Origin of the sequence: Actinocatenispora rupis (assembly GCF_016861975.1) — a bacterium.
GTDB classification, from domain to species: Bacteria; Actinomycetota; Actinomycetes; order Mycobacteriales; family Micromonosporaceae; genus Actinocatenispora; species Actinocatenispora rupis.
This window is the reverse complement of record NZ_BOMB01000001.1, coordinates 552,747-575,467: the sequence shown is the minus strand read 5'-3', so window position 1 is coordinate 575,467 and position 22,721 is coordinate 552,747. Positions and strand designations below refer to the sequence as shown.

The 22,721-nt window shown below is 74.1% G+C and carries 19 protein-coding genes and 1 pseudogene; 4 read left to right on the top strand and 16 right to left on the bottom strand.

The genetic code is table 11. The annotated features are described in order from the left end of the window. Positions 1-84 precede the first annotated feature (84 nt). The 3 genes and pseudogenes from Aru02nite_RS02560 to pgsA form a co-directional block, all read right to left on the bottom strand. Positions 85-1,206 (bottom strand): annotated as a pseudogene (locus tag Aru02nite_RS02560) (glycosyltransferase family 4 protein); the annotation flags it as partial. A 5-nt stretch (positions 1,207-1,211) separates the two neighbouring features. Then, positions 1,212-2,081 carry a phosphatidylinositol mannoside acyltransferase gene (locus Aru02nite_RS02555; protein ID WP_239076341.1) on the bottom strand — a complete coding sequence of 290 codons (870 nt, stop codon included), beginning with the start codon at positions 2,079-2,081 and terminating at the stop codon, positions 1,212-1,214. Positions 2,082-2,149: 68 nt separating this feature from the next. Next, positions 2,150-2,833 (bottom strand): phosphatidylinositol phosphate synthase, encoded by a 684-nt coding sequence (pgsA, locus tag Aru02nite_RS02550; protein WP_203654497.1) that lies wholly within the window; start codon positions 2,831-2,833, stop codon positions 2,150-2,152. Positions 2,834-3,050: 217 nt separating this feature from the next. Between pgsA and Aru02nite_RS02545 the strand changes: the two genes are divergently transcribed. Beyond that, positions 3,051-5,249: an elongation factor G-like protein EF-G2 gene (locus tag Aru02nite_RS02545; protein ID WP_203654495.1), complete on the top strand. Its 2,199-nt coding sequence runs from the start codon at positions 3,051-3,053 to the stop codon at positions 5,247-5,249. A gap of 48 nt (positions 5,250-5,297) precedes the next feature. Here Aru02nite_RS02545 and Aru02nite_RS02540 read toward each other — a convergent pair whose 3' ends face one another. Then, on the bottom strand, positions 5,298-5,768 hold the full coding sequence (locus tag Aru02nite_RS02540) for a MarR family winged helix-turn-helix transcriptional regulator (protein WP_203654494.1): 471 nt from the start codon (positions 5,766-5,768) through the stop codon (positions 5,298-5,300). A gap of 129 nt (positions 5,769-5,897) precedes the next feature. On the opposite strand from Aru02nite_RS02540, the gene Aru02nite_RS02535 reads away from it, so the two are divergent. Further along, complete coding sequence (locus Aru02nite_RS02535) at positions 5,898-6,599, top strand: potassium channel family protein (RefSeq protein ID WP_203654493.1); 702 nt, start codon at positions 5,898-5,900, stop codon at positions 6,597-6,599. 141 nt (positions 6,600-6,740) lie between these two features. On the opposite strand, the gene Aru02nite_RS02530 is transcribed toward Aru02nite_RS02535, so the two are convergent. The 5 genes from Aru02nite_RS02530 to Aru02nite_RS02510 all read right to left on the bottom strand — a co-directional run bounded on the left by Aru02nite_RS02530 (position 6,741) and on the right by Aru02nite_RS02510 (position 13,554). Further along, a complete protein-coding gene (locus Aru02nite_RS02530; protein WP_239076322.1) occupies positions 6,741-7,700 on the bottom strand; it encodes a D-2-hydroxyacid dehydrogenase family protein in 960 nt (319 codons plus the stop codon). A 29-nt stretch (positions 7,701-7,729) separates the two neighbouring features. After that, entirely contained in the window at positions 7,730-8,212 is a 483-nt protein-coding gene (locus Aru02nite_RS02525) for an HIT family protein (protein ID WP_239076340.1), read from the bottom strand. A gap of 192 nt (positions 8,213-8,404) precedes the next feature. Continuing rightward, positions 8,405-10,366: a threonine--tRNA ligase gene (gene thrS / locus Aru02nite_RS02520; RefSeq protein WP_239076320.1), complete on the bottom strand. Its 1,962-nt coding sequence runs from the start codon at positions 10,364-10,366 to the stop codon at positions 8,405-8,407. A 150-nt stretch (positions 10,367-10,516) separates the two neighbouring features. Continuing rightward, positions 10,517-12,943, bottom strand: a complete 2,427-nt coding sequence (locus tag Aru02nite_RS02515; protein ID WP_203654490.1) for a VIT domain-containing protein — start codon at positions 12,941-12,943, stop codon at positions 10,517-10,519. Beyond that, positions 12,943-13,554 carry a MerR family transcriptional regulator gene (locus Aru02nite_RS02510; protein WP_203654489.1) on the bottom strand — a complete coding sequence of 204 codons (612 nt, stop codon included), beginning with the start codon at positions 13,552-13,554 and terminating at the stop codon, positions 12,943-12,945. The genes Aru02nite_RS02515 and Aru02nite_RS02510 overlap by 1 nt, the downstream gene beginning before the upstream one ends. A 122-nt stretch (positions 13,555-13,676) precedes the next feature. Between Aru02nite_RS02510 and Aru02nite_RS02505 the strand changes: the two genes are divergently transcribed. Next, complete coding sequence (locus Aru02nite_RS02505) at positions 13,677-14,414, top strand: PadR family transcriptional regulator (protein WP_203654487.1); 738 nt, start codon at positions 13,677-13,679, stop codon at positions 14,412-14,414. A 114-nt stretch (positions 14,415-14,528) separates the two neighbouring features. Beyond that, positions 14,529-15,404 carry a universal stress protein gene (locus Aru02nite_RS02500; RefSeq protein WP_203654486.1) on the top strand — a complete coding sequence of 292 codons (876 nt, stop codon included), beginning with the start codon at positions 14,529-14,531 and terminating at the stop codon, positions 15,402-15,404. Positions 15,405-15,408: 4 nt separating this feature from the next. Here the strand turns inward: Aru02nite_RS02500 and Aru02nite_RS02495 are convergent, their stop codons facing one another. The 7 genes from Aru02nite_RS02495 to Aru02nite_RS02465 form a co-directional block, all read right to left on the bottom strand. Continuing rightward, positions 15,409-15,972: a DUF1707 SHOCT-like domain-containing protein gene (locus Aru02nite_RS02495; RefSeq protein ID WP_203654485.1), complete on the bottom strand. Its 564-nt coding sequence runs from the start codon at positions 15,970-15,972 to the stop codon at positions 15,409-15,411. Positions 15,973-16,057: 85 nt separating this feature from the next. Further along, entirely contained in the window at positions 16,058-16,993 is a 936-nt protein-coding gene (locus tag Aru02nite_RS02490; RefSeq protein ID WP_203654484.1) for a DMT family transporter, read from the bottom strand. A gap of 48 nt (positions 16,994-17,041) precedes the next feature. Beyond that, entirely contained in the window at positions 17,042-17,869 is an 828-nt protein-coding gene (locus Aru02nite_RS02485; protein WP_203654483.1) for a bifunctional 5,10-methylenetetrahydrofolate dehydrogenase/5,10-methenyltetrahydrofolate cyclohydrolase, read from the bottom strand. Then, positions 17,866-18,468 (bottom strand): cyclodeaminase/cyclohydrolase family protein, encoded by a 603-nt coding sequence (locus tag Aru02nite_RS02480; RefSeq protein ID WP_203654482.1) that lies wholly within the window; start codon positions 18,466-18,468, stop codon positions 17,866-17,868. The genes Aru02nite_RS02485 and Aru02nite_RS02480 overlap by 4 nt, the downstream gene beginning before the upstream one ends. Before the next feature lie 10 nt (positions 18,469-18,478). Beyond that, complete coding sequence (locus tag Aru02nite_RS02475; protein ID WP_203654481.1) at positions 18,479-18,994, bottom strand: HXXEE domain-containing protein; 516 nt, start codon at positions 18,992-18,994, stop codon at positions 18,479-18,481. 71 nt (positions 18,995-19,065) lie between these two features. Continuing rightward, positions 19,066-21,237, bottom strand: a complete 2,172-nt coding sequence (locus Aru02nite_RS02470; RefSeq protein ID WP_203654479.1) for an MMPL family transporter — start codon at positions 21,235-21,237, stop codon at positions 19,066-19,068. Positions 21,238-21,534: 297 nt separating this feature from the next. After that, positions 21,535-22,674, bottom strand: a complete 1,140-nt coding sequence (locus tag Aru02nite_RS02465) for an MFS transporter (protein ID WP_203654477.1) — start codon at positions 22,672-22,674, stop codon at positions 21,535-21,537. Between the last annotated feature and the right edge of the window lie 47 nt (positions 22,675-22,721).

The window sequence follows — 22,721 nt, the reverse complement described above, 5'->3', positions numbered from 1 at the left end:
GTGCGGCGTACCGTCCGGGGACGCCTCGGCGAGCGCCGCCGGCAGCCGTTCGTCGAAGGCCGGGTCGTCCGCACGGACCGTCGGCTGGCTGCTCGTCGCCTCGATCGCGGAGGTGTAGACCTCCAGCACCCGCCCCGCCACCACCGGCCAGTCGTACGCGGCGACCACGTCGTCGGCGTGCGCCCGCAGCGCGGCCCGCCGGTCCGGGTCGTCCAGCAGCGCGGACAGCTCCGCCGCCAACGACGCCGCGTCCCCGGTACGGAACAGCGCGCCGGCCCGGCCGTTGTCGAGTACCCGGCGGAAGGCGTCGAGGTCGCTGGCCAGCACCGGGGTGCCCGCCGCCATCGCCTCGGTGAGGATCATGCCGAACGACTCGCCGCCGGTGTTGGGCGCGCAGTACACGTCGACGGAGCTGAGCATGCGGGCCTTGTCTTCCTCCGACACCTTGCCCAGGAACGTGACGTGGCCGCGCAGCTCCGCCGGCAGCCGCTCGGCCAGCTCCGCCTCGTCGCCCGGGCCGGCGACCAGCAGCCGCAGCCCTGGCCGCTCCGGTACGAGGAGGGCCAGCGCCTCGGCGAGGATGTCGAAACCCTTGCGGGGCTCGGTGAAGCGGCCGAGGAAGCCGACCGTGTCACCGGTGTGGTCCCAGCCGGGCAGCGCGGTGGCGGCGCGGTAGCGGGCGGCGAGCACGCCGTTCGGGATCTCGACCGCTCCCCCGCCCAGGTGCTCGACCTGCGCGCGGCGGGCCAGCGCGCTCACCGCGATCCGCGCGGTGATCTTCTCCAGTACCAGTTGCAGCACGCCCTGCGCGGCCATCAGCGCCTTGGACCGGCCGCCGGTCGCGAAGTGGAAGTGGAACGTGGCCACCACCGGGCCGCGCGCGGCCAGGCAGGCCAGCAGCGACAGGCTCGGCGACATCGGCTCGTGCACGTGCAGCACGTCGAAGCGGCCCGCCGACAGCCACCGCCGTACCCGGGCGGCGGAGATCGGACCGAACGACACCCGGGCCACGGATCCGTTGTACGGCAAGGGAACCGCGCGCCCGGCGGACACCGCGTACGGCGGGAGGGTGGTCTCGTCGTCGGCCGGCGCCAGCACGCTGACCTCGTGCCCCAGCCCGATCAGCGTCTCGGCCAGGTCGCGCACGTGCCCCTGCACCCCGCCCGGTACGTCGAACGAGAAGGGGCACACGATCCCGATGCGCATCCGGCTCACCCCGTCGGGGCGGACTCGTCGGCGGGCACGGGCGCCGGCGCCGTGTTCGGCCGGTCGTCCAGCCACAGCCGGCCGAGCATGTGCCAGTCCGCCGGATGTGCGGCGATGCCCGCCGCCAGCTCGTCCGCCAACCGTTGGGTCAGCTCCGCCACCCGCTCCGTCAACGTGCCGTGCTCCGGCACCGGCAGCGGACCGGTGAGCTTGCAGTACGTGCCGTCGGGCTCGAACCACAGCGACACCGGGAACAGCGGCTTCCCGGTACGGATCGCCAACAGCGCCGGCCCCGGCGGCATCCGCGTCGGGTGCCCGAAGAACATCACCGGTACGCCCCGGGCGGACATGTCGCGGTCGGCCAGCAGCGCCACGACCGCGCCGTCGGTCAGCCGCTCGGACAGCACCTCGATCGGTTGCCGTTCGCCGCCGCGGGTCGGCAGGATCTCCATCCCCAACGCCTCGCGGTACGCGACGAACCGGCGGAACAGGCCCTCCGGCTTCAGCCGCTCCGCGACGCTGACCAGCGGGATCTGCTGCGAGGTGACCCAGACGCCGGCGTGCTCCCAGTTCGCCGAGTGCGGCAGCGCGAAGATGCAGCCCTCGCGGGCGCCCTGCTCGAACAGCTCCGGGGTCGTCATGTGGAACGTGTCGCGCATGGTCGCCAGTGGCACGCTCGGCAGCCGGAACGCCTCCAGCCAGTAGCGCGCGTACGAGCGCATGCCCTCGCGGGTCAGGGCGTCCAGCTCGTCCCCGGTCGCATCCGGTACGACCCGGGAAAGGTTGCGGCGCAACTGCCACACGCTATTGCCGCCGCGCCGGGTCAGGTGGTCGGCGGCGAACCGGAACGTCGCGCGGGCCAGGCCGGCGGGCATGGTGCGGACCACCGACCAGCCCGCCGCGTACGCCCACTCGACGGCGCGTCCGGGCTCGCCGCGACGGCTCACCGGGACGACCCCGCCACGTCGTCGTGCCGCTCCCGGGGCGGTGCGGCCGGTCCCCCGCCCAGCGGCGTACGTTGCCCCGCCGACTGCTTGTACACGTGCACGATGCGCTGGCCCGCGGTGAACAGCGACAGCGCCGCGAGCACCCACAGCGCGACGTCGAACACGTACGGCACGCCCACGACGTACAGCAGGGCGCCGACACCGATCAGCACCAGCCGCTCGGCCCGCTCGGCGATGCCGACGTTGCACTCGATGCCGACCGACTGCGCCCGCGCCTTCGCGTACGACACGACCTGGCCGGCGGCGAGGCAGATCAGGGCCGCCGCCATCGACGCCGGGTGACCGGTGTTGCCCAGCCAGAACGCCACCGAACCGAACACCGCGGCGTCCGCGATCCGGTCCATCGTCGAGTCGAGGAACGCGCCGAACGGCGTCGAGTATCCCCGGGCGCGCGCCATCGCGCCGTCCAGCATGTCGGTGCAGACACTGACCGTGATGATGATCAGGCCGACGAGCAGGTGGCCGCGGGCCGCGAAACCGAGCGCCCCGACGAGTACGCCGCAGGTGCCGATCACCGTGACCACGTCGGGCGAGATCCCCGCCCGTACCAGGGTCCGGCCCAACGGGTTGACCACCCGGCCGATCCCGGCCCGGCCCAGTACGCTGAAGATCTTTGCCATGCTCCCGCCAGGATCGTGGACGTCCCCGCCGCCGCCCACCGGCGCGGACACATCGCCCGCCATCGGGCGCGGCTTCCCACCTTAACGGGTGGCAGGACACCTACGACGCGCGCTCCGCGCGTCGGGGTTGTGATCACCCGGGGGCGGGTGTGTGATCGCTGACAGGCGGTGCGTGACGACACGCCGGCGAGGACGCCGGCCGATGGAGGTTAGGGCGATGGCACAGAAGAGCACGGGCCCACAGAAAGGGGCCGAGAAGGGGGTCACCGGCCCCGCGCCGGTGGTGACGAACCCCAGCAACGTACGCAACGTGGTGCTCGTCGGGCATTCCGGCGTCGGCAAGACGACCCTGGTGGAGGAACTGCTCGCCGCCACCGGGACGGTCACCCGCGCCGGCACCGTCGCCGACGGCACCACGGTCACCGACCACGACCCCACCGCGGTACGCCAGCAGCGTTCGGTCTGCCTGGCCACCGCGCCGGTACTGGTGGGCGATGTGAAGATCAACTTCCTGGACACCCCCGGCTACTCCGACTTCGTCGGCGAACTGCGCGCCGGGCTGCGCGCCGCGGACGCCGCCCTGTTCGTGGTCTCCGCGGTCGACGGGATGGACGCGGCCACCGTCGCGCTGTGGGACGAGTGCGCCGCGGTCGACATGCCCCGCGGCGTCGTCGTCACCCGGCTCGACCACCAGCGCGCCGACTTCGAGGAGACCGTGGCACTGTGCCAGCGCGTCTTCGGCGACGGCGTACTCCCGCTGTACCTGCCGGTGCACGGCGAACGCCCCGCCGACGCCCCGGACGACGCCGGCGAACCCGTCGTCGGGCTCATCGGGCTGCTCACCCAGCAGGTGTTCGACTACACCGAGCAGTACCCGCCGGTCGTGCACCCGCCGGAGCCCGCGCACACCGAGGCCATCGAGGAGGCGCGCAACGCGCTGATCGAGGGGATCATCGCCGAGAGCGAGGACGAGACCCTCATGGACCGGTACCTCGGCGGCGAGGAGGTCGACGAGGCCACCCTGATCACCGACCTGGAGAAGGCCGTCGCGCGCGGCTCGTTCTTCCCGGTCATCCCCGTCAACGCGCCCAGCCGGGTCGGCCTCGACGCGGTGCTGTCCGGCATCGTGCGCGGCTTCCCCGCCCCGCCCGAGCACACCCTGCCCGCCGTCACCGGCCTGGACGGTACGCCGCGGGATCCGTTGCGGTGCGACCCCGCCGGCCCGCTCGTCGCCGAGGTCGTCAAGACCACGATCGACCCGTACGTGGGGCGCGTGTCGCTGGTACGCGTCTTCTCCGGCACCCTGACCCCGGAGACCGCCGTACACGTCGGTGGGCACGGGCTCGCCGAGCGCGGCCACCCCGACCACGACGCCGACGAGCGCATCACCCACCTGTACTCGCCGGTCGGCTCGGCGCTGCGGGAGGTCGCGCAGTGCGTGGCCGGTGACCTGTGCGCCATCACCAAGTCCGGTACGGCCGAGACCGGCGACACGATCTCCGCGAAGGACGACCCGCTGCTCATCGAGCCGTGGGAGATGCCGGAACCGTTGCTGCCGGTGGCGATCGTCGCGCACACCCGGTCCGACGAGGACACGCTGGCGAAGAACCTGGCGAAGCTGATCGCCGGCGACCCGACCCTGCGGCTGGAACGCAACGCCGAGACCGGCCAGATGGTGCTGTGGTGCATGGGCGAGGCGCACGCGGACGTGGTGTTCGACCGGCTGCGCGCGGGCGGCGCCGAGATCGACACCGAACCGATCCGGGTCGCGCTGCGCGAGACGTTCAGCGCGCCCGCGGGCGGGCACGGGCGACACGTGAAGCAGTCCGGCGGGCACGGCCAGTACGCGGTGTGCGACATCGAGGTGGAGCCGCTGCCGGCCGGGTCCGGATTCGAGTTCGTGGACAAGGTGGTCGGCGGCGCGGTGCCGCGCAACTACATCCCCAGCGTCGAGAAGGGCGTCGCGGCGCAGCTGTCGCACGGCCTGGCCGCCGGGTTCCCGGTGGTCGACGTACGGGTGACGCTGACCGACGGCAAGGCACACTCGGTCGACTCGTCCGACGCCGCGTTCCAGACCGCCGGTGCCCTCGCCCTCCGGGACGCCGCCGAGAAGGCCGGCATCACCCTGCTCGAACCGGTCGACGACGTGTCCGTCCTCATCCCGGACAACCACGTCGGCCCGGTACTCAGCGACCTGACCGGCGGCCGGCGCGGCCGGGTGCTCGGCACCGAACAGCTCGCCGGGGACCGCACCATGATCCGCGCCGAGGTGCCCGCCACCGAACTCGTCCGGTACGCGGTGGAGCTGCGCTCCACGACCAGCGGTACGGGCAGCTTCACCCGGACGTTCAGCCGGTACGAGCCGATGCCGGCACACCTGGCCGAGTCCGTACGCAAGGAGCAGGCCGCGCACTGACCGACGGCGGGCGGGCCCCGGCACCCGGGGTCCGCCGCCGGTCGGCGCTCACTCCTCGGTGGCGCCCAGCGCGTCCAGCGCCGGCAGCGCGGCGAACAGGGCCGCCCGGTGCTCCGGGGTCAGCGCCGCCACCCGGTCCCGCAGTACGTGCAGGCGGGCGGATCGGTTGCCGTTGATGAGCTGTTCGCCCTCCGGGGTGGCGCGGATCAGGCTGGCGCGGCCGTCCGCCGGGTCCGGCTCGCGCACCGCGTACCCGGCGGTCTCCAGGCCGGCGACCACCCGCGTCATCGTCGGCGCGCTCACGCCCTCCCGGCTGGCCAGGTCACCGGACCGCAGCGGCCCGAACCAGACGATCGTCGCCAGGGCCGCCACCGACGAGTGGCCGAGCAGCGCGGGCGCCTCCCGCCGCAGCATCCGGTTCAGCCGGGACATCGCCACGAACAGGCGCGCCGCGGGGTCCGCGTCGTCCGTCCCGTCCTGCGGGGCGCGGACGGCCGTGCTGCTGTTCGGCTCGGACACTCGCGCACCTCGTTCCGCTCGTCGGCGGCCACCGCCGTACGCCCATCATGACCGCCGGCGTCCCTCCGGCGACCCTCGGGGCCAGCGAAAACCCCGTCCCGGTACCGCCCGGAATGGGATGCTGGGTCCGTGTCGGGCGACAAGCCGGCGGACCGGCCGGGGGTGCGGTTGTGGCGACGGGTACGACAGCCCGACGCGTACGGTGTGGTGCTCGCGGCCGTCCTGCTCGCCCTGATCGGTACCGGCTTCGGCGGGGTCGTCGCCGCGCTCGCGGCGCTGCTGCAGGCCGCCGCCCTGCTCTTCGCGCTGTGGACCGCCCGCTACCCGCCCGCGCTGCTGGCCGTGGCCGTACCGGTGGGTCTGCTCGCGGCCGGGTTCGCACTGGCCGGCGCGGTCACCCAGGACCGCGCGCTCACCGCGGTCGGCGAGGCGCTGACCGTACTGCTGGTGGCCGGGACGGTCGTGCTCATCCTCGGCCGCATCGGCCGGCGACCCCGGGTCACGCTGGCCACGATCGCCGCCGCGCTCAGCGTGTACCTGCTCGTCGGCATCGCGTACGCCCACGCGTTCGGGCTGATCAACGCGGTGGGCGGGCAGTTCTTCACCGCGCCCGGCACCGAACGCAACGTCGACTACCTCTACTTCAGCCTGACCACTCTGACCACCACCGGGTACGGCGATCTGGTGGCGCGCACCGACCCGGGCCGGATGACCGCGGTGTCGGAGGCGGTCATCGGACAGCTCTACCTGGTCACGATCGTGGCGACGGTGGTCAGCAACGTCGGCCGGGCGCGCCGGCGCGACCTCCGCGCGGGCCCCGACGACCGGTGACCCGCGGGTACCCGCCCGGCTCCCCGCCACCGTCCGGCGCCCGCACCGGCCTGCCGTCCGACGGACCGCCGCGACCACCAGGTCTCCCGCCGCAACGCCCGGCGCGACCGGAATGCCTGGCGCCGCAACGGAAACCGTGGCTCAGGTCAGTACCCGGAGCGGGGTGCCGTCCAGCCAGGCGGCGATGTCGGCGACCGCGTCACCGTAGAACGCGGCGTACGTGTCGCGGGTGACGTACCCGAGGTGCGGGGTGGCGAGGACGTTCGGCAGGCGGCGCAGCTCGTCGTCGGCGGGCAGCGGCTCGGTGTCGTACACGTCGAGGCCGGCGCCGGCGAGCCGGCCCTCGCGCAGCGCCCGGACGAGCGCGGCACGGTCCACGACCGGCCCGCGCGAGGTGTTCACCAGGTACGCACCGGGCCGCATCCGGCGCAGCAGCGTCTCGTCGACGAGCCCGCGGGTCGACTCCGACAGCACCAGGTGCACGGTGACCACGTCGGAGTCGGCGAACAGTTCGGCGGCCGAGCCGGCGAGCCGGGCGCCGGCCGCGTCCGCCCGTTCCGCGGTCAGGTGCGGGCTCCACGCCAGCACGTCCATTCCGAACGCGCGGCCGATCTCCGCCACCCTCGACCCCAGCCGACCCAGCCCGAGCACGCCCAGGGTACGGCCGGCCAGGTCGGTTCCGACCGTGCTCTGCCACGGCCCACCCGTACGCAGCGCGGTGGCCTCGGTCAGCAGGTTGCGGGCGAGCCCGAGGATCAGCGCCCAGGTCAGTTCCGCGGTCGCGCCGGAACTGCCGCGGGTGCCGCACACCGTCACCCCGTGCGCCGCGGCGGCGGCCAGGTCGATCGACGCGTTGCGCATCCCGGTCGTGACCAGCAGCCGCAGGTCCGGCAGCGCGGCGAACAGCTCGGCCGGGAACGGCGTCCGTTCCCGCATCGCCACCACCACCTGGTACCCGCGCAGCGCGTCGGCGACCTCCCCCGGCGCCAGCGGACGCCCGAGCCGGTCCACCCGTACCCGGTCGGTCAGGGTCGACCAGTCGGCGCTGGTCAGCGCGACGTCCTGGTAGTCGTCCAGCAGCAGGCAGCGCACCGTCGTCATGGCGCCCAGCCTGCCAGCCGCGGCACCGGTCAGCCCGCCAACCCCGCCCAGGTACGCGCGAGCAGGTCGCGGGTGTCGGCCAACAGCTGCGGCAGCACCTTGGTGTGGCCGACCACGGGCATGAAGTTCGTGTCGCCCAGCCAGCGCGGTACCACGTGCTGGTGCAGGTGCCCGGCGATCCCGGCGCCGCCGGCCGCCCCCTGGTTCATCCCGACGTTGAAGCCGTCGGCGTTGCTCGCCGCGCGTACGGTCCGCATCGCGGTCTGCGTGAACGCGCCGAACTCGGCGACCTCGTCGGCCGTCAGGTCCGTGTAGTCCGGCACGTGCCGGTACGGGCAGACCATCAGGTGCCCCGAGTTGTACGGGTACAGGTTGAGCAGCGCGTACACGGTGGTGCCGCGGGCGACGACCAGGCCGTCGGCGTCGGGCAGCTTCGGCGCCCGGCAGAACGGGCAGCCCGTCGGGTCGTCGTCCGGCCCGGTCGGCTTGTTCTCACCCCGGATGTACGCCATCCGGAACGGGGTCCACAGCCGCTCCAGCCCGTCGTCGTCGCCCGCACCGTCCTGCCGTTCCACCGCGTCGTCGGTCACGGCGCCGATCCTACGGCGCCGCACCGGCCCGCCCGGGCAGGCCCACGGCGAACCGCCCATCGCGGGACACGACGGGCTCCCGGCCGACCGTACCGACCGTGAGCCCGGTGGGGCTCAGGACGCGGACGGGCCGGTGTTGGCGCGCGAGCGGACCACGTCCACGACGTGCTCGACCGCCTCGTCCAGCGGGACCGCGTTGCGCTGCGAGCCGTCCCGGTACCGGAAGGACACCGTGCCGTGCTCGACGTCGTCGTCCCCGGCGATCGCCATGAACGGGACCTTCTGCTTCTGCGCGTTGCGGATCTTCTTCTGCATCCGCTCGTCCGCGGTGTCGACCTCGGCCCGGATCCCGTGCTCCCGCAGGCGATCCACGAACCGCGCGAGGTAGTCGGCGTGGTCGTCGCGGATCGGGATGCCGACCACCTGTACCGGCGCCAGCCACGCCGGGAACGCCCCCGCGTAGTGCTCGGTCAGGACGCCGAAGAAGCGCTCGATCGACCCGAACAGCGCCCGGTGGATCATCACCGGCGTCTGCCGCGTGCCGTCCGCCGCCTGGTACTCCAGGCCGAACCGCTTCGGCTGGTTGAAGTCGAGCTGGATCGTCGACATCTGCCAGGACCGGCCGATCGCGTCCTTCGCCTGCACCGAGATCTTCGGCCCGTAGAACGCCGCGCCGCCCGGATCCGGCACCAGCTCCAGGCCGGAGTCCTCGGCCGCCTGCCGCAGCGCCTCGGTGGCCGCCTCCCACTCCTCCGGAGCGCCGATGAACTTGTCCGAGTCGTCGCGCGTGGACAGCTCCAGGTAGAAGTCGTCCAGGCCGTAGTCGCGCAGCAGGTCGAGGACGAACGAGAGCAGGTTGCGCAGCTCGCCCGGCATCTGCTCCGGCGTGCAGTAGATGTGCGAGTCGTCCATCGTCAGCCCGCGCACCCGGGTCAACCCGTGCACCACACCGGACTTCTCGTACCGGTAGACCGTGCCGAACTCGAACAACCGCAACGGCAGCTCCCGGTACGACCGGCCGCGCGAGTCGAAGATCAGGTTGTGCATCGGGCAGTTCATGGCCTTGAGGTAGTACTCCGCGCCTTCGAGCTCCATGGGCGGGTACATGGTGTCCGCGTAGTACGGCAGGTGGCCGGAGGTCTCGAACAGCGCGCCCTTGGTGATGTGCGGCGTGTTGACGAACTCGTATCCCGCCTGCTCGTGCCGCTGCCGCGAGTAGCTCTCCAGCTCGCGGCGGATGATGCCGCCCTTCGGGTGGAAGACCGGCAGCCCGGACCCGAGCTGCTCGGGGAAGCTGAACAGGTCCAGCTCGGCGCCGAGCTTGCGGTGGTCCCGCTTCGCCGCCTCCTCCAGCAGCTTCAGGTACTCCTTCAGCTCGTCGCGGGTCGGCCAGGCCGTCCCGTAGATCCGCTGGAGCTGCGGGTTCTTCTCACTGCCCCGCCAGTACGCCGCGGCGGAGCGCATCAGCTTCACCGCCGGGATGACCCGGGTGGTCGGCAGGTGCGGGCCGCGGCACAGGTCGGTCCAGGCGCGGTCTCCGGTCTTCTGATCGATGTTGTCGTACATGGTGAGCGCGCCCTCGCCGACCTCGACGCTGGCGCCCTCGGCCGCGTCGCCGGCCGCGCCCTTCAGGTCGATCAGCTCCAGCTTGAACCGCTCGTGCGCCAGCTCCTTGCGGGCCTCGTCGTCGGAGATCGGCCGCCGGTGGAACCGCTGCCCGGACTTGATGATCTCCTGCATCTTCTTCTCGATCTTCACCAGGTCGTCCGGGGTGAACGGACGGTCGGGCAGGAAGTCGTAGTAGAAGCCGTTCTCGACCGGCGGGCCGATGCCGAGCAGGGTGCCCGGGAAGATCTCCTGGACGGCCTGCGCCATCACGTGCGCGGCCGAGTGCCGCAGCACGTTCAGCCCGTCGGGGCTGTCGATGGCGACCGGCTCGACCTCGGTGTCCGACTCCGGCGCCCACTCCAGGTCGCGGAGCGTCGCACCGTCCCGCACCACGACGACGGCCTTCGGCCCGGTCGTCGGCAGGCCGGCGGCGGCGATCGCGTCGGCGGCCGTCGTTCGCGCCGGCACAAGGACGGAGGTGGTCTCACTCCCCTGAGCGGCGGCGGGTACGGGCACTGTGCACTCCTCACGCTGGTGGCTTCCGAGCGCCGGTGACCACGACGAACGGGCACCGGCCGGATCCCACGATGCTATCCGGCCAGGCCCGGTACGCCCGGCTCAGCCCCGCTTCCAGAACGCCGCGCGACGGGGCGCCGGCGTACCGCGGTCGCCGGTGAAGGCGGCCAGTACGGTCAGGGTCCGCTCCCACAGCCGGTCCAGCGCCTCACCCCGCGGCGGTCGCGGGCCGTCGCACTCGCGCAGCGCGACCACCAGATCCGCCAGCTCGGTACGCCCGGGCGCGGTCGGCGGCAGCGTGTCCACGAGTACGGCGAGGCGGCTGCCGAGGTCGGCCAGGGTGACCAGCCGGTCGGTGTCCGCCCCGGCCGTACGCAGGGCGCGCAGCTCGTCGGCGACCTGGTCGCGGGCCGTCACGCCCGGATCGACCGGATCCCGGCGACCGTGCTGCGGCGCGAACGCCGGCGGCCCCGCGGCCACCCCCGGCCCGCGACCGCGCGGTACGCCACCCGGCGCGGCCGGCGCGGCCTGCGGTGCCATCCGGGCGTGCGAGGCCATCATGGTCATCGCCCCGCCGTACCCGCCCGGCGCGGGTGGCGGCGCCATCGGCTGCCAGCCCGCCGGCAGTTCCACCGGCTGCGTCACCCGGTGCGGGGTGCCGCCCTCGGTCACCACCCGGCTGTCGACCGCGACGTACGCGGTGAAGCGGCACAGCACGCCGAACCGCAGCGAGGCCGCCACGATGGTGGCCTCCGACGCGTTCCGGTCGGCGTCACCCGCCGCGTACCGGTCCTCCAGGTCGCGCAGGTGCCCGCGGGCCCACACCGCGGCGGCGGCCGGCCCGGTCGCCCGCGTCGCGTCCACCGACGTCTCCCACGGCGTACCGTCCGGGCGGGTGCCGCGCACGGTGGCCGTGCCGCCCGCCGACCGGGTACGCCCGGCGACGACGACCGGCGCGCCGGGGAACAGGTCCGGCAGCCGGGCCGGGGTGACGCTGCCGTCGACGACGTCGAGCCCGTCCAGGTCGAGCGTCAGCCCGGACACCACCGGACTCGCGATGCGCCGGTGGATCCGGTCCATCGCCTCGTCCAGCCGGTCCTCCGACTCGACCAGCTCGCAGCGGCCACCGCCGAACGTCGCCAGCCGGCCCAGGAACCCGGCGTTCACCGCCTGGTCGATACCGACCGTGTGCACCCGTACCGAGCGGAGCGCGTCGCCGGCGCGCGCCAGGATCTGGTCCTCGTTGCCGACCTGCCCATCGGTCACCAGGACCAGCACCCGGTCCCGGGAGGAGTCGGCGAGCAGCCCCAGCCCCTCGGTCAGCGGCCGCAGCAGCTCCGTGCCGCCCCGCGCGTCGGTACGCGCCAGCGCCTCCACCGCGCGGTACCGCAGCCGGTCGGTGGCCTTCGCCAGGCCCTCGTCGAGGCCGGGCGGGCGCTCCACCACGTTGTCGAACAGCAGGACCGCGAACCGGTCGTCGTCGGTCAGGGTGTCCACGATGCGGGCCGCGGCGCGCCGGGCGGCGACCATCTTCCAGCCGGCCATGCTCCCGGAACGGTCCAGCAGCAGCACCACGTCACGCGGCCGGGGCCGTACCGCACCCGTCGGTGGCAGGACCGTCAACCGGAACGTGCCCGTGCCGTACGCGTCGTCGGTGGCTGGGTCGTCGGTGGCGGGGTCGTCGGGCACCACGGTCAGCGCCCCCGCCTCCGCGTCCGCCCCGTACGCCAGGCGCAGGACGAAGTCGCGGTCGGCGCGTTCCCCCGGCGTGACCGCCAGGTGCATGCCGTCCGGCGACCGCTTCACCGTGTGCAGGCTGGACCGGACCGCGCTCAGCGGCAGCCCGGCCGGGTCCACGTCGACCGTGATGGACAGGGCCACCGGGTTCGGGAAACCGGGCAGCAGCACCGGCGGCGTGATCCGCGAGGCGTCCGGCACCGCGTCGGTGTCCGGTACGACGCCCGAGCCGACCGACTCCCCCGGCAGCGGCGCGCCCGGCACGTACCGCGGGGCGACCACCAACGGGAAGCGGTACGTCGCCGCGTCGTCCGCGTACGGCAGGGGGCCGTCGAGCGTGAGCGCCACGGTGACCCGCTCACCGGGCAGGATGTTGCCGACCCGCATGGTGAACACGTCCGGCCGCTCCTCCTCGGCGATCGAGGCGCGCCGGCCGGAGGCGACCGCCTCGTCGTACTCCTGGCGCGCCTGCCCGCGCTCCTTCAGCTCGCCCTCGACGACCCGGTCGGCGGCGGTCATCCGCATCGCCGTCACCGCGGCCCGCGGCGGCAGCGGGAAGACGTACGTCGCCTCCAACGGCTCGTCGTACGGGTTGCGGAAGCCCTGCTCCAGCACCGTACGGGCGGTCAGCCCGGTGATGCTCGCGCGGACGTCGAGCGTGTCGAGCGGCAGGTTTCCCCGCTCCGTACGCAGGGCGCCGGTGCCGTCGTCGTCGCTCACCGGTACGCCGGCGCGACGTGCGCCCACCCGGTCGAACTCGTCGTCGGGCAGCGGTGTCACCAGAACGGTCATCACGATCCTCCGGGCCGGTCGGGCTGGTCGGTGTCGGTGGGCGGGGACGGTGGCGCGCCGGGCAGCAGGCCGCGCGCGGCCAACTCCTCGACCAGCGGCGCCGCGGCGGCGCGGACCGCCGCGAGGTCGTCGGGACCTGGTGCGGACGCGCCGGGCGGCAGGACGAGCAGCAGGCCGTCGGGCAGCCGTACCCCGTGCACGGCGCCGTCGGTGGGCGGCGCGGGCGGCTCGACCCAGAACCGGGCGCGGGCCGGCGCCGGCTGCGCGGTCTCCCCGCCCGCGAGCAGGTCGTCCGGCACCGCGGCGACCTCGCGCAGCGTGTCGTCGGTGGCGCCGGCCAGCTCGGCCTGGATCTGCGCCAGGGTGCGTCCGGCGGCCTGCCGCCGCTTGATCGCGACGAGCTGCCGGAGCTGACGCGTCCCGTACAGCGCGGTGCGGCCGCGCATGGCTCCGGGCCGGTCCACCAACCCGATCGTCGTGTACCACCGGACGGCGCGCCGGTCGGGCAGGTCGCGGACGCGCCCGCTCGTGGCCCCGCCGTACCCCCGGGACAGGGCGGTGCCGACCAGCTCCACGAGCTCGTCGATCGTCCACCGCGCCCCCGTACTCATGCCGCCATGGTGACACTGTCACCGTGACAGTGTCAACGACCAGCTCACAGTCCTTGCCGAACGACAGTTAGCGATATATCTTCGAAGAGACGAGATACAACATGGAAGAACGGAGAAGGATCATGGATGAGGCTCTGAACATGCGAGCCCTGCGTGCCGCCCGGGCCTTCGGCTTCGGTCCGGCACACCACCAGCGCCACGAAGGCGGGCGCGAGCGCTACGAGGCGCACCGCGAGCGGTACGGCCACGGCGGCCGCGGTCGCGGCGGCGGGCGCGGATTCGGCGGCCCCGGCTTCGGCGCGGGCTTCGGCGGCTTCGGCGGCTTCGGGTTCCCGGGCGGCGGACCGTTCGGCGGACACCGGCGGCGCGGCGGCCGCGCCTCCCGCGGCGACATCAGGTTGGCCGCACTCGGCCTGCTCGCCGACCAACCGATGCACGGCTACCAGCTGATGCGCGAGATCGGCACGCGCAGCGAGGGCGTCTGGCGCCCCAGCCCCGGCGCGATCTACCCGGCCCTCCAGCAGCTGGAGGACGAGGGCCTGATCGAGCCCGAGCGGGCCGAGGGCAAGCGGGTCTTCACGCTCACCGCCGAGGGCCGGCAGTACGTGGCGGACCACCGCGAGGAGATCGACGCGGTCTGGCAGAACACGGCCGACAGCGTCGACGAGGACTGGGCCGAGCTGGCCACCAACGGCAAGCAGGTCATGCAGGCGTTCTGGCAGGTCATCACGGCCGGCAACCGGCGGCAGGTGGCCGCCGCGACCGAGCTGATGACCGAGACCCGGCGCAAGCTGTACCGGATCCTCGCAGAGGACGAGGAGCCCGCCGCCGACGAGACGGACGACGAGCCGCGCGACTGACCGGGTCACATCGCCGCGAACGCCGGACGGCGGACCGCGTGGCGAGTGATCATGACGGGGGTCGGACCAGGAAGCCCGGGTCCGACCCCCGGTGCGCGTGAGGAGGTCGCGGCGATGGCACAGATTCCGGATGGCCCCGTGGTGGTCGGGGTGGACGGCTCGCGCGCGGGCGGACCGGCGCTGGCCTGGGCCGCCCGCTTCGCCGCCGACCGTAAGCGGCCGCTGCGGGTCGTCCACATCTACCCGTACCCGTCGCTCGCGGTGTCCGTGGCGCCCGAGTCGCTGCCGCCCGAGCAGGAGTGGCGCCCGGCGTTCGAGCGGATCGTCGACGACGCGGTGCTCCGGGCGCGGGAGGCGGCGGGCGGGCCGCTGGAGGTCACCGGCCACCTCGCCGAGGGCACACCCGCCGAGGTACTCATCGAGGAGGGCGACCGGGCGGGTCTCGTGGTGATCGGCAGCCGGGGCCACGGCGGTTTCCGCGGCCTGATCGTCGGTTCGGTCAGCGTGCAGGTCGCCGCGCACGCCACCTGCCCGGTCGTCGTCGTACCGCCGCGGTCGGGTGGGTTGGCCGACGGGCCGGTCGTGGTCGGCGTGGACGGTTCCGAGCTGTCGGAGGCGGCGGTCGGCTTCGCGTTCGAGGAGGCGTCGTTCCGGTCCGCGGAGCTGCATGCGGTCAGCGCCTGGTCCGTACCGGCGGGGCTGGACCTGGTGCCGTTGCAGGTCGACATCGACCGGTTCTCGGAGGACCAGGACCGGGCACTCGCGGAGAGCGTCGCCGGCTACCAGACGACGTACCCGGACGTGCCGGTGCGGCGCAGTGTCGCGCTGGGCAGCGCCGCGCAGCTGCTGTTGCAGGCCGGGAAGGACGCCCAGCTGATCGTGGTCGGTTCGCGCGGACGGGGTGGGTTCAAGGGGATGCTGCTCGGCTCGGTGAGCCAGTCGATGCTGTTCCACGCGACGTGCCCCGTCGCGATCATCAAGAACCGCTGACGGCTCAGGCGGCGCGGGCCAGCGCGGCGACGTAGCCGACCTGGTGTTCGATGGCGCGCGCCTGCACCGGGTTGCCGACCGGCAGGTCGACGACGTGCTGGTGCGTGCCGTCCCACGCGCACACCTGGAGTACGCCAACCGTGCGGTGCTCCTTGACGAGCAGGAACAACAGGCTGACGAACGGTACGACGAGGAAACCGAGCACGGCGGCGGCGATCGCCCATGTCGGGGTGACCCGCTCGGTACGCCAGTAGTCGAAGCAGCGCCACACGGACCCGTGCAGCGGGAACACGCCGGACGGGGCGCGCACCGTCGTCGCGGTGACCTCGATCGACCCGAACCGGGCGATGACCGGACCGGCCGTGACCGGCCGCTGATGCGGCGGCGCCAGGTCGGCGGTCAGCTCGGCCAGTTCCGTGACGGTCTCCGCCCGGTACGCCCTGGCCGCCCGCGCGTCGAACTCGTCCAGGTCGAGGCGGCCGGACCCGACCGCACCCCGTAACTGCTCGACCGTGGCGTCCCGTTCGGAGTCACCGGCCCGGCCGGGCACGGCTGCGTTCGGTGGCATGAATTCATGCTGGCGGGCGGCGGACCGACCGGCAATCGGCCGCGCACCTGAGTTTTCCCTGGACGTCCGGCGCGGGTCTCAGGGATCACCCGGATACGTCCCCGGTGAGCAGGCGAGTGCCCGCCACCGCCGGGGCCGGCGCCGTACGCTCGTGCACGCCCAGTGCGGTCACCGCCAGGACGACGAGCAGCACCCCCAGCCACTGGCTCGGCGCGAACCGGTCCCCCAGGACGAACACGCCGACGAGCGCCGCCGTCGTCGGGAACGCCAGCTCCGCCAGCGTCGCCCGCGCCGCCGCCGTACGCCGCAGGCCGCGGTAGTAGAGCAGGAGGGCGAGCAGACCCGGGATCAGCGCCAGGCCCAGCAGCGACGGCACGTCACCGGCCGCGATCCGCCACGAGGTACCGGTGGCGAGCGCGATGACGACCGCGGTGGGCAGGCCGATCGCGTACCGCAGGACGGTGACGGTGGTCGGGTCGAGGTCGGCCGCGACGTACCGGCCGAGGACGGTGCCGGCGGCCCACAGTACGGCGGCGCCGACGGCGAGCAGGGCGGCCTCGGCGCTGGCGAGCGACACGTGCAGCGGGTCGGGGAACGTCAGCAGCCACGCACCGGCCAGCGCCGGCACCACGAACAGCAGGTACCGCCGGTGCAGCCGCTCGCCGAGCAGCAGCGCGGCCAGCCCGATCGCGATCAGCGGCTGGAGCTTCTGGAGTACCAGGGGGGTGATGGCGTCGCCGCGGGTGAACGCCAGCGTGAACAGGGTGGTGGCCAGCGCCGACGCGCCCGCACCGACCCCGACCATCGCCCACCGCTGCCGGCCGGTCAGCCCACGGAAGCCGCGCCACGCGCGGGGCAGGAACGGGCTCAGCACCACCACGCACACCGCGTGCTCCACCACCACGATCAGCGGCGTCGGCAGCTGCGTGGTCAGCGGTTTGCGCAGCAGCGCGTCGCTGCCCCACAGCGCCGAGGACAGCGCCACCAGCCAGGTCAGGTCACGGGTACGGGGTGCGGCCATGCCCCAGATCCTTACCGAGCCGGTGGTGTTCGCGCCACCGGACGAACGTCACGCCGTCGCCGCGGCGACCACCTGGGACAGCAGGACGGCGGTGGTGACCGGCCCGACGCCACCCGGTACGGGGGTGATCGCGGCCGCCACCTCCGCCACCTCCTCGGTACGCACGTCGCCGACGAGACCGCCGTCCGCGGTCGGGTTCGTCCCGACGTCGACGACGACCGCGCCGGGCGCCACGTGGGCGGCGCCGATCAGCCCGGCCCGGCCGACCGCGGCGACCAGTACGTCGGCGCGCCGGGTGTGCTCCGCGAGGTCCGCCGTACGCGAGTGGCACACGGTCACCGTGGCCTGCTGGGCCAGCAGCAGCGTCGCGGCCGGCCTGCCGACCACGGTGGACCGGCCCACCACGACCGCGTGCCGCCCGGCCAGCGGTACGGCCTCGGCGCGCAGGATCGCCAGTACCGCGGCCGCCGTGGCCGGCGCGTACGCGGGGGCGCCGGCGGCGAGCAGCCCGGCGGACAGCGGGTTCGCGCCGTCGACGTCCTTGGCCACGTCGATCGCCAGCCCGACCTCGACCGGGGTCAGCCCGGCCGGCAGCGGCGTCTGACACAGCACCCCGTGTACGCCCGGGTCGGCCGACAGCGCGGTCAGCTCCGCCACCAGCCGCTCCGCCGGTACGGGCGGGCCGATCACGCGGCACTCGACACCGAGCCGCTCGGCGGTGCGGCGCAGCTGCCGCACGTACCAGGCGGTGCCCTCGTCGTCGGTGGGCACGACCACCGCGAGGCACGGCCGTACCGGGGCGGCGGCGACGCGGTCGGCCAGCTCGGCGCGGAGGGCGGCGGCGATGGCGCGCCCGTCGATCGTCCGGGCGGTCATCCGGCCAGCTCCGCGCGCAGGTGGGCGGCGAGGTCGCGGGCCGGGGCGAGCCGCGTCGTGGCCGCCGTCAGCCGCTCGGCCAGCGGCGCCCGGTCCGCCTCGGGCAGCCCGGCGAGGTTGATCTCGACGTTGATCGCGGCCGACTCGATCGCCGCCGCCGCCGTACTCGCCGCCACCGCGACGTCGGACAGGACGGTGCGGTTGGAGCGGCCGGGCAGTTCGGCGGCCAGCCCGGCCACCTCGTTGGCGACCGCGGCGATCCGCAGCGGCGGTTCGGCCGCGGCGATCGTCGCGACCCGGACCGCCTCGGCCCGGCCCGGATCCTCCCGCGGCAACCGGTACGCCGCCATCACCCCGCCGAACGCCGCGGCGTCCGCCTCCGCCAACCCCACCGCCTCGGTACGCAGCGCGGCGGCGCGGGCGAGGATCCGCGCCGTGTCCGCCTCGTACTGCGCGTACCGGGGGCGGCCGGTGGTCAGGTTCGCCACCATCTCCACCAGGCCCGCCGCAATGGCCGCGGTCATCGCCGCCGCCGCTCCCCCGCCCGGCGTCGGCGCCGCCGACCCGAGTTCCGCCAACCAGTCGTCGACCCCCTGCATGCCCGCGAGCCTAGCGGCGGCGCAGGGCTCCGCGGGCGGCGACGTGCACACCGGCCGTGACCGCGCCCAGTACCGGCATGGCGAGCCGCAGCGCCCGCCGGTCCAGCGGTACGCCCGCCTTGCGCAGCTGCCAGCACGCCCACGCCGTGAACGGTGCCGCCACGGTCGGCGCGGTCAGCACCCCCGGCGTGTACCCCCGGTACGCCAGCGCGCTGCCGGCGTGCGTCGCCACGTGCGCGCCGAACGCGACCAGCACCGCCTGGTACAGCACGGAACGGCCACCCGTACGGTCGCCCCGGTACGCGGCGAGCGCGACGACCGCACCCATCAGGCCGATCGATACCGCCGCCTCGGGCCCGGTCGTACGCAGGCCGTCGAGCAACCGCGCCGGTATCCGCGGGTACCGCTCGCGCAGGCGGGGCACGGCACGGCGGGTCCAGGCGGCCATCGTGACGAGCTCCTCCAGGTCGTGCAGTGCCCAGGCGGCCAGCAGCCCCCAGGTGACCTTCTTGTCCACAGTGGACATCCGCGCCTCCCCGGCCGATCGCGGCGCCACCGTACCAGCGGGAACGCCGCCGGCGGCGCCGGGCCGGGCGGTCAGTGACGCGCGGCGGGCGGGCCGGCCACCGGCTCCGGCGGCGGACCCGTCTCCTCCAGTTCGACGTGCGGGACGATGCAGTCCAGCCACCGCGGCAGCCGCCAGGCGCGGTCCCCGAACAGCGTCATGACCGCCGGTACGAGCATCAGCCGGACCACGGTCGCGTCGATGAACACGGCGGCGGCCATCCCGACCGCGAGCATCTTGATCGTCGGGTCCGGGTCGAGCACGAAGCTCAGGAACACCACGACCATGATGGCCGCGGCCGTACTGATCACCCGCGCGGTGCCGCCGATGCCGATCGCCACGGCGCGGTGCGCGTCCCGGGTCCGCAGGTACGCCTCGTGGATGCGGGACAGCAGGAACACCTCGTAGTCCATGGACAGGCCGAACACGATCGCGAACATCAGCATCGGTACGAACGCCGGCACCGGCAGCGACTCGTGGATCCCGACCACGCTCGACCCCCACTGCCACCCGAACACCGCCACGATCACGCCGTACGACGCGGCCACCGACAGGATGTTCAGCACCGCCGCCTTCGCCGCGATCAGTACCGACCGGAACGCCACGGTCAGCAGCAGGAACGCCAGGAGTACGACCGCGCCGATGAGCCAGGGCAACCGCTGCGACACCCGTTCGGTGAAGTCGACGTAGCCGGCGGTGGTGCCGGTCAGCTTCGCCGACAGGTGCGACGACGGCAACACGTCGGTACGGATCCGGTCCACCAGGTCGGTGGTGGCCGCGTCCTGCGGCGCGCTCTTCGGGATCACCGTGATGATGCCGGTGGTGCCGGACTGGTTGACGACCGGCGCGGACGCCGACGCCACGTCCGAGGTGTGCGACAGCGTCGACTGCAACTGGCTCAGCGTCGACTTGTCGTTCGGCGACGACAGCCCCGCCACGACGACCAGCGGACCGTTGATGCCCGGCCCGAACGCCGACGCCATCAGGTCGTACGCCCGGCGGCTGGAGTCGGTGGTCGGGTTGCTGCTGGCGTCGAGCTGGCCGAGCCGGAGCGACGACAGCGGCACCGCGAGTACGAGGAGGACGACGACGCTGCCGATCGCCCACGGCCACGGCCGCGCGCTGACCCGCCGCCCCCACCGGGCGAACAGGCTGTTCTCGTGGTCGACCGGCGGTGCCGTGCCGGTACGGCGCCTGCGCGGGAGTACCCACTTGCCGGCGACGCCGAGCAACGCCGGGATCAGGCTCAGCGCCGCGAGTACGGTCACCGCCACCACGATCGCGGACGCCGCCCCGAGCGCCGACACGAACGGAACGCCGGACACGTACAGGCCGAGGATGGCGATGACGACGGTGCCGCCGGCCACCACGATCGCCGCGCCGGACGTCGCGGTGGCGCGCCCGGCCGACTCGACCGGAGCGCCGCCCGCGTCGCGCTGCTCCCGGTAGCGGGCCACGAGGAACAGGCCGTAGTCGATCGCCACGCCCAACCCGAGCAGGGTCGCCACCGTCGGCGCCGCGGACGGCACCGTCGTGAGCGCCGCGAACAGCCCCACCAGCGACAGGCCGGCCCCGACGCTGAACACCGCCGACAGCAACGGGATCGCCGCCGCGAAGAGCGCGCCGAACATCAGCAGCAGCAACAGCAGCGCGCACGTCAGGCCGATCAGTTCCGAGCGCAGGTCGTTGGTCTGCTGGCCGACCTGCCCGGCACCACCGCCGTACTCCACCTGCAACCCGGCGTCCCGGGCCGGCTTCACCGCCGTGTCCATCCGGTCCAGGTACGAGCTGTCCAGCGACGCGGGCACCACGTCGAACGCCATCGTCGCGTACGCGGTGGTGCCGTCGTGGCTCACCTGCGGCGAGTGCGGCGCGGCGAACGGCCCGACGGTGTGGATCACGTGCGGCAGCTTGCCGACGTTGGCCACCGCCGTGTTCACCGCCGTCTGCTGCGCGGCGACCGTACCGCCGTGCGCGTGGAAGACGATCTGCCCGGCGGTACCGCTCTGCTGCGGGAAGTCCTTCGACAGCGTGTCCGAGGCGGTCGAGGACTCGCTGCCCGGAACGGTGTAGTCCGTGACGTAGTCGCCGCCGACCGTCGCCCGCAGCAGCAGTACGCCGACGAGAATCAGCAGCCAGACCGCGGCGACCACCCAGTGCCGCCGGAACGCCAGGCGCCCCAGCCGGTCGAGGAACGCGTGCATGTCGCCGCCCCCACGTCCGGGCGACGTCGTCGCTGGGGGGCGGGCCGACACCGGCCACACACGGCCGCCCGGACCCGCCAGTGTCGTGGCCGTTCCCGGGCGCGTCAACGCGAACCGGACCCGGCACGTCCGCTCGCCCGACCCCGGGTCGACCGTTCGACCGCCACCCGCGATCAGCCGGTACGGCCCGGTCACGCCGTACCGCGCGCCTGCTGACGTCAGGCACGGCGACCGTCAGCACGGTGGGCGTCAGGCGCGGTGGGCGTCAGGCACGGCCGGCGTCGAGTGCGACGGGCGTCAGGGGCGGCGGGTACGGAAGGTGCCGGCGCCGACCGCGATGAGGACGGCGAGCGCGGCCACCACCAGGAACGAGACGGGCAGCGACGTACCGGCTGCGATCCCGCCGATCACCGCGGGCGCGGCCAGGCCGGCACCGTACGAGATGGTGGCGACGCCGGCGATGGCGTGCCCCGGATGGCTGGTGGCGGCGCCGGCGGCGGTGAACGTCAACGGGACGACCACCGAGACGCCGACGCCGAGCAGGGCGAAGCCCACGATCCCGGGCACCGGGGCGCGGGACAGCACGATGAGGACGGCGCCGGCGGCGGACAGCACCCCGCCGAGCCGTACGGTGCCGACGACGCCGAGGCGGGCGACCACCCGGTCGCCGACCAGCCGGGCCGCCGCCATCGCGCACGCGAACCCGGTGTACGCGCCGGCCGCGATGCCCTGCCCCGCCCCCGCCACGTCCGTCAGGTACTTGGCCGCCCAGTCGGAGCCGGCGGCCTCGCCGAACACCGCGCAGAACCCGACCAGCCCGATCAGCAGTACGGGCCGGGGCGGGAGCGCGAACGCGGGCGGTTCGGCCGCGTCCGGATCGGGCCGTACGGTCGGCAGCAGGCGACCGCCGAGCTGGCCGACGACGAGCAGTACGGCGGCCATCAGGCCGAAGTGCACCCGGGCGTCGAGGCCGACCGCCGCCGCGGCGACCCCGATCCCGGACGCGGCCAGCCCGCCGGCGCTCCACAGCCCGTGCAGGCCGGACATGATGGGCCGGCCGTACCGGTTCTCGACGGCGACGGCCTGCGCGTTCATGGCCACGTCGGCCATCCCGGAGACCGAGCCGTACACCAGCAGCGCGGCGCACAGCAGCGGCAGGTTCGGGGCGAGCGCGGGCAACGGCAGCGCCAGGCACCAGGCGGCGAGCAGCAGCCGGGTGACGCGACGCCCCTCGTACCGGTGCAGGAGCCGGCCGCTGAACGACATCGTCGCCATCGCGCCGATCGCGGGGAACAGCAGCGCCAGCCCGAGCCGCCCGGTACCGACGCCGACGTGGTCGGCCAGCCACGGCACCCGGGTGGCGAAGCTGCCGGTGACCGCGCCGTGCGCGACGAACACCACCGACACGCCGAACCGGTTGCGCCGCAACGGATCCATCCCACTCCTCGCTCGGTGCACGGCCGGAGTGCCACGCCTCGTGCGTG

What these genes read in the sequence shown, in the direction of transcription:
- Aru02nite_RS02555 (WP_239076341.1), bottom strand. Translation starts at nt 2,081, where the DNA reads ATGCCCGCCGGCCTGGCCCGCGCGACGTTCCGGTTCGCCGCCGACCAC.
- pgsA (WP_203654497.1), bottom strand. Translation starts at nt 2,833, where the DNA reads ATGGCAAAGATCTTCAGCGTACTGGGCCGGGCCGGGATCGGCCGGGTG.
- Aru02nite_RS02545 (WP_203654495.1), top strand. Translation starts at nt 3,051, where the DNA reads ATGGCACAGAAGAGCACGGGCCCACAGAAAGGGGCCGAGAAGGGGGTC.
- Aru02nite_RS02530 (WP_239076322.1), bottom strand. Translation starts at nt 7,700, where the DNA reads ATGACGACGGTGCGCTGCCTGCTGCTGGACGACTACCAGGACGTCGCG.
- Aru02nite_RS02525 (WP_239076340.1), bottom strand. Translation starts at nt 8,212, where the DNA reads ATGGCGTACATCCGGGGTGAGAACAAGCCGACCGGGCCGGACGACGAC.
- Aru02nite_RS02515 (WP_203654490.1), bottom strand. Translation starts at nt 12,943, where the DNA reads ATGACCGTTCTGGTGACACCGCTGCCCGACGACGAGTTCGACCGGGTG.
- Aru02nite_RS02510 (WP_203654489.1), bottom strand. Translation starts at nt 13,554, where the DNA reads ATGAGTACGGGGGCGCGGTGGACGATCGACGAGCTCGTGGAGCTGGTC.
- Aru02nite_RS02505 (WP_203654487.1), top strand. Translation starts at nt 13,677, where the DNA reads ATGGATGAGGCTCTGAACATGCGAGCCCTGCGTGCCGCCCGGGCCTTC.
- Aru02nite_RS02500 (WP_203654486.1), top strand. Translation starts at nt 14,529, where the DNA reads ATGGCACAGATTCCGGATGGCCCCGTGGTGGTCGGGGTGGACGGCTCG.
- Aru02nite_RS02495 (WP_203654485.1), bottom strand. Translation starts at nt 15,972, where the DNA reads ATGCCACCGAACGCAGCCGTGCCCGGCCGGGCCGGTGACTCCGAACGG.
- Aru02nite_RS02490 (WP_203654484.1), bottom strand. Translation starts at nt 16,993, where the DNA reads ATGGCCGCACCCCGTACCCGTGACCTGACCTGGCTGGTGGCGCTGTCC.
- Aru02nite_RS02485 (WP_203654483.1), bottom strand. Translation starts at nt 17,869, where the DNA reads ATGACCGCCCGGACGATCGACGGGCGCGCCATCGCCGCCGCCCTCCGC.
- Aru02nite_RS02480 (WP_203654482.1), bottom strand. Translation starts at nt 18,468, where the DNA reads ATGCAGGGGGTCGACGACTGGTTGGCGGAACTCGGGTCGGCGGCGCCG.
- Aru02nite_RS02475 (WP_203654481.1), bottom strand. Translation starts at nt 18,994, where the DNA reads ATGTCCACTGTGGACAAGAAGGTCACCTGGGGGCTGCTGGCCGCCTGG.
- Aru02nite_RS02470 (WP_203654479.1), bottom strand. Translation starts at nt 21,237, where the DNA reads ATGCACGCGTTCCTCGACCGGCTGGGGCGCCTGGCGTTCCGGCGGCAC.
- Aru02nite_RS02465 (WP_203654477.1), bottom strand. Translation starts at nt 22,674, where the DNA reads ATGGATCCGTTGCGGCGCAACCGGTTCGGCGTGTCGGTGGTGTTCGTC.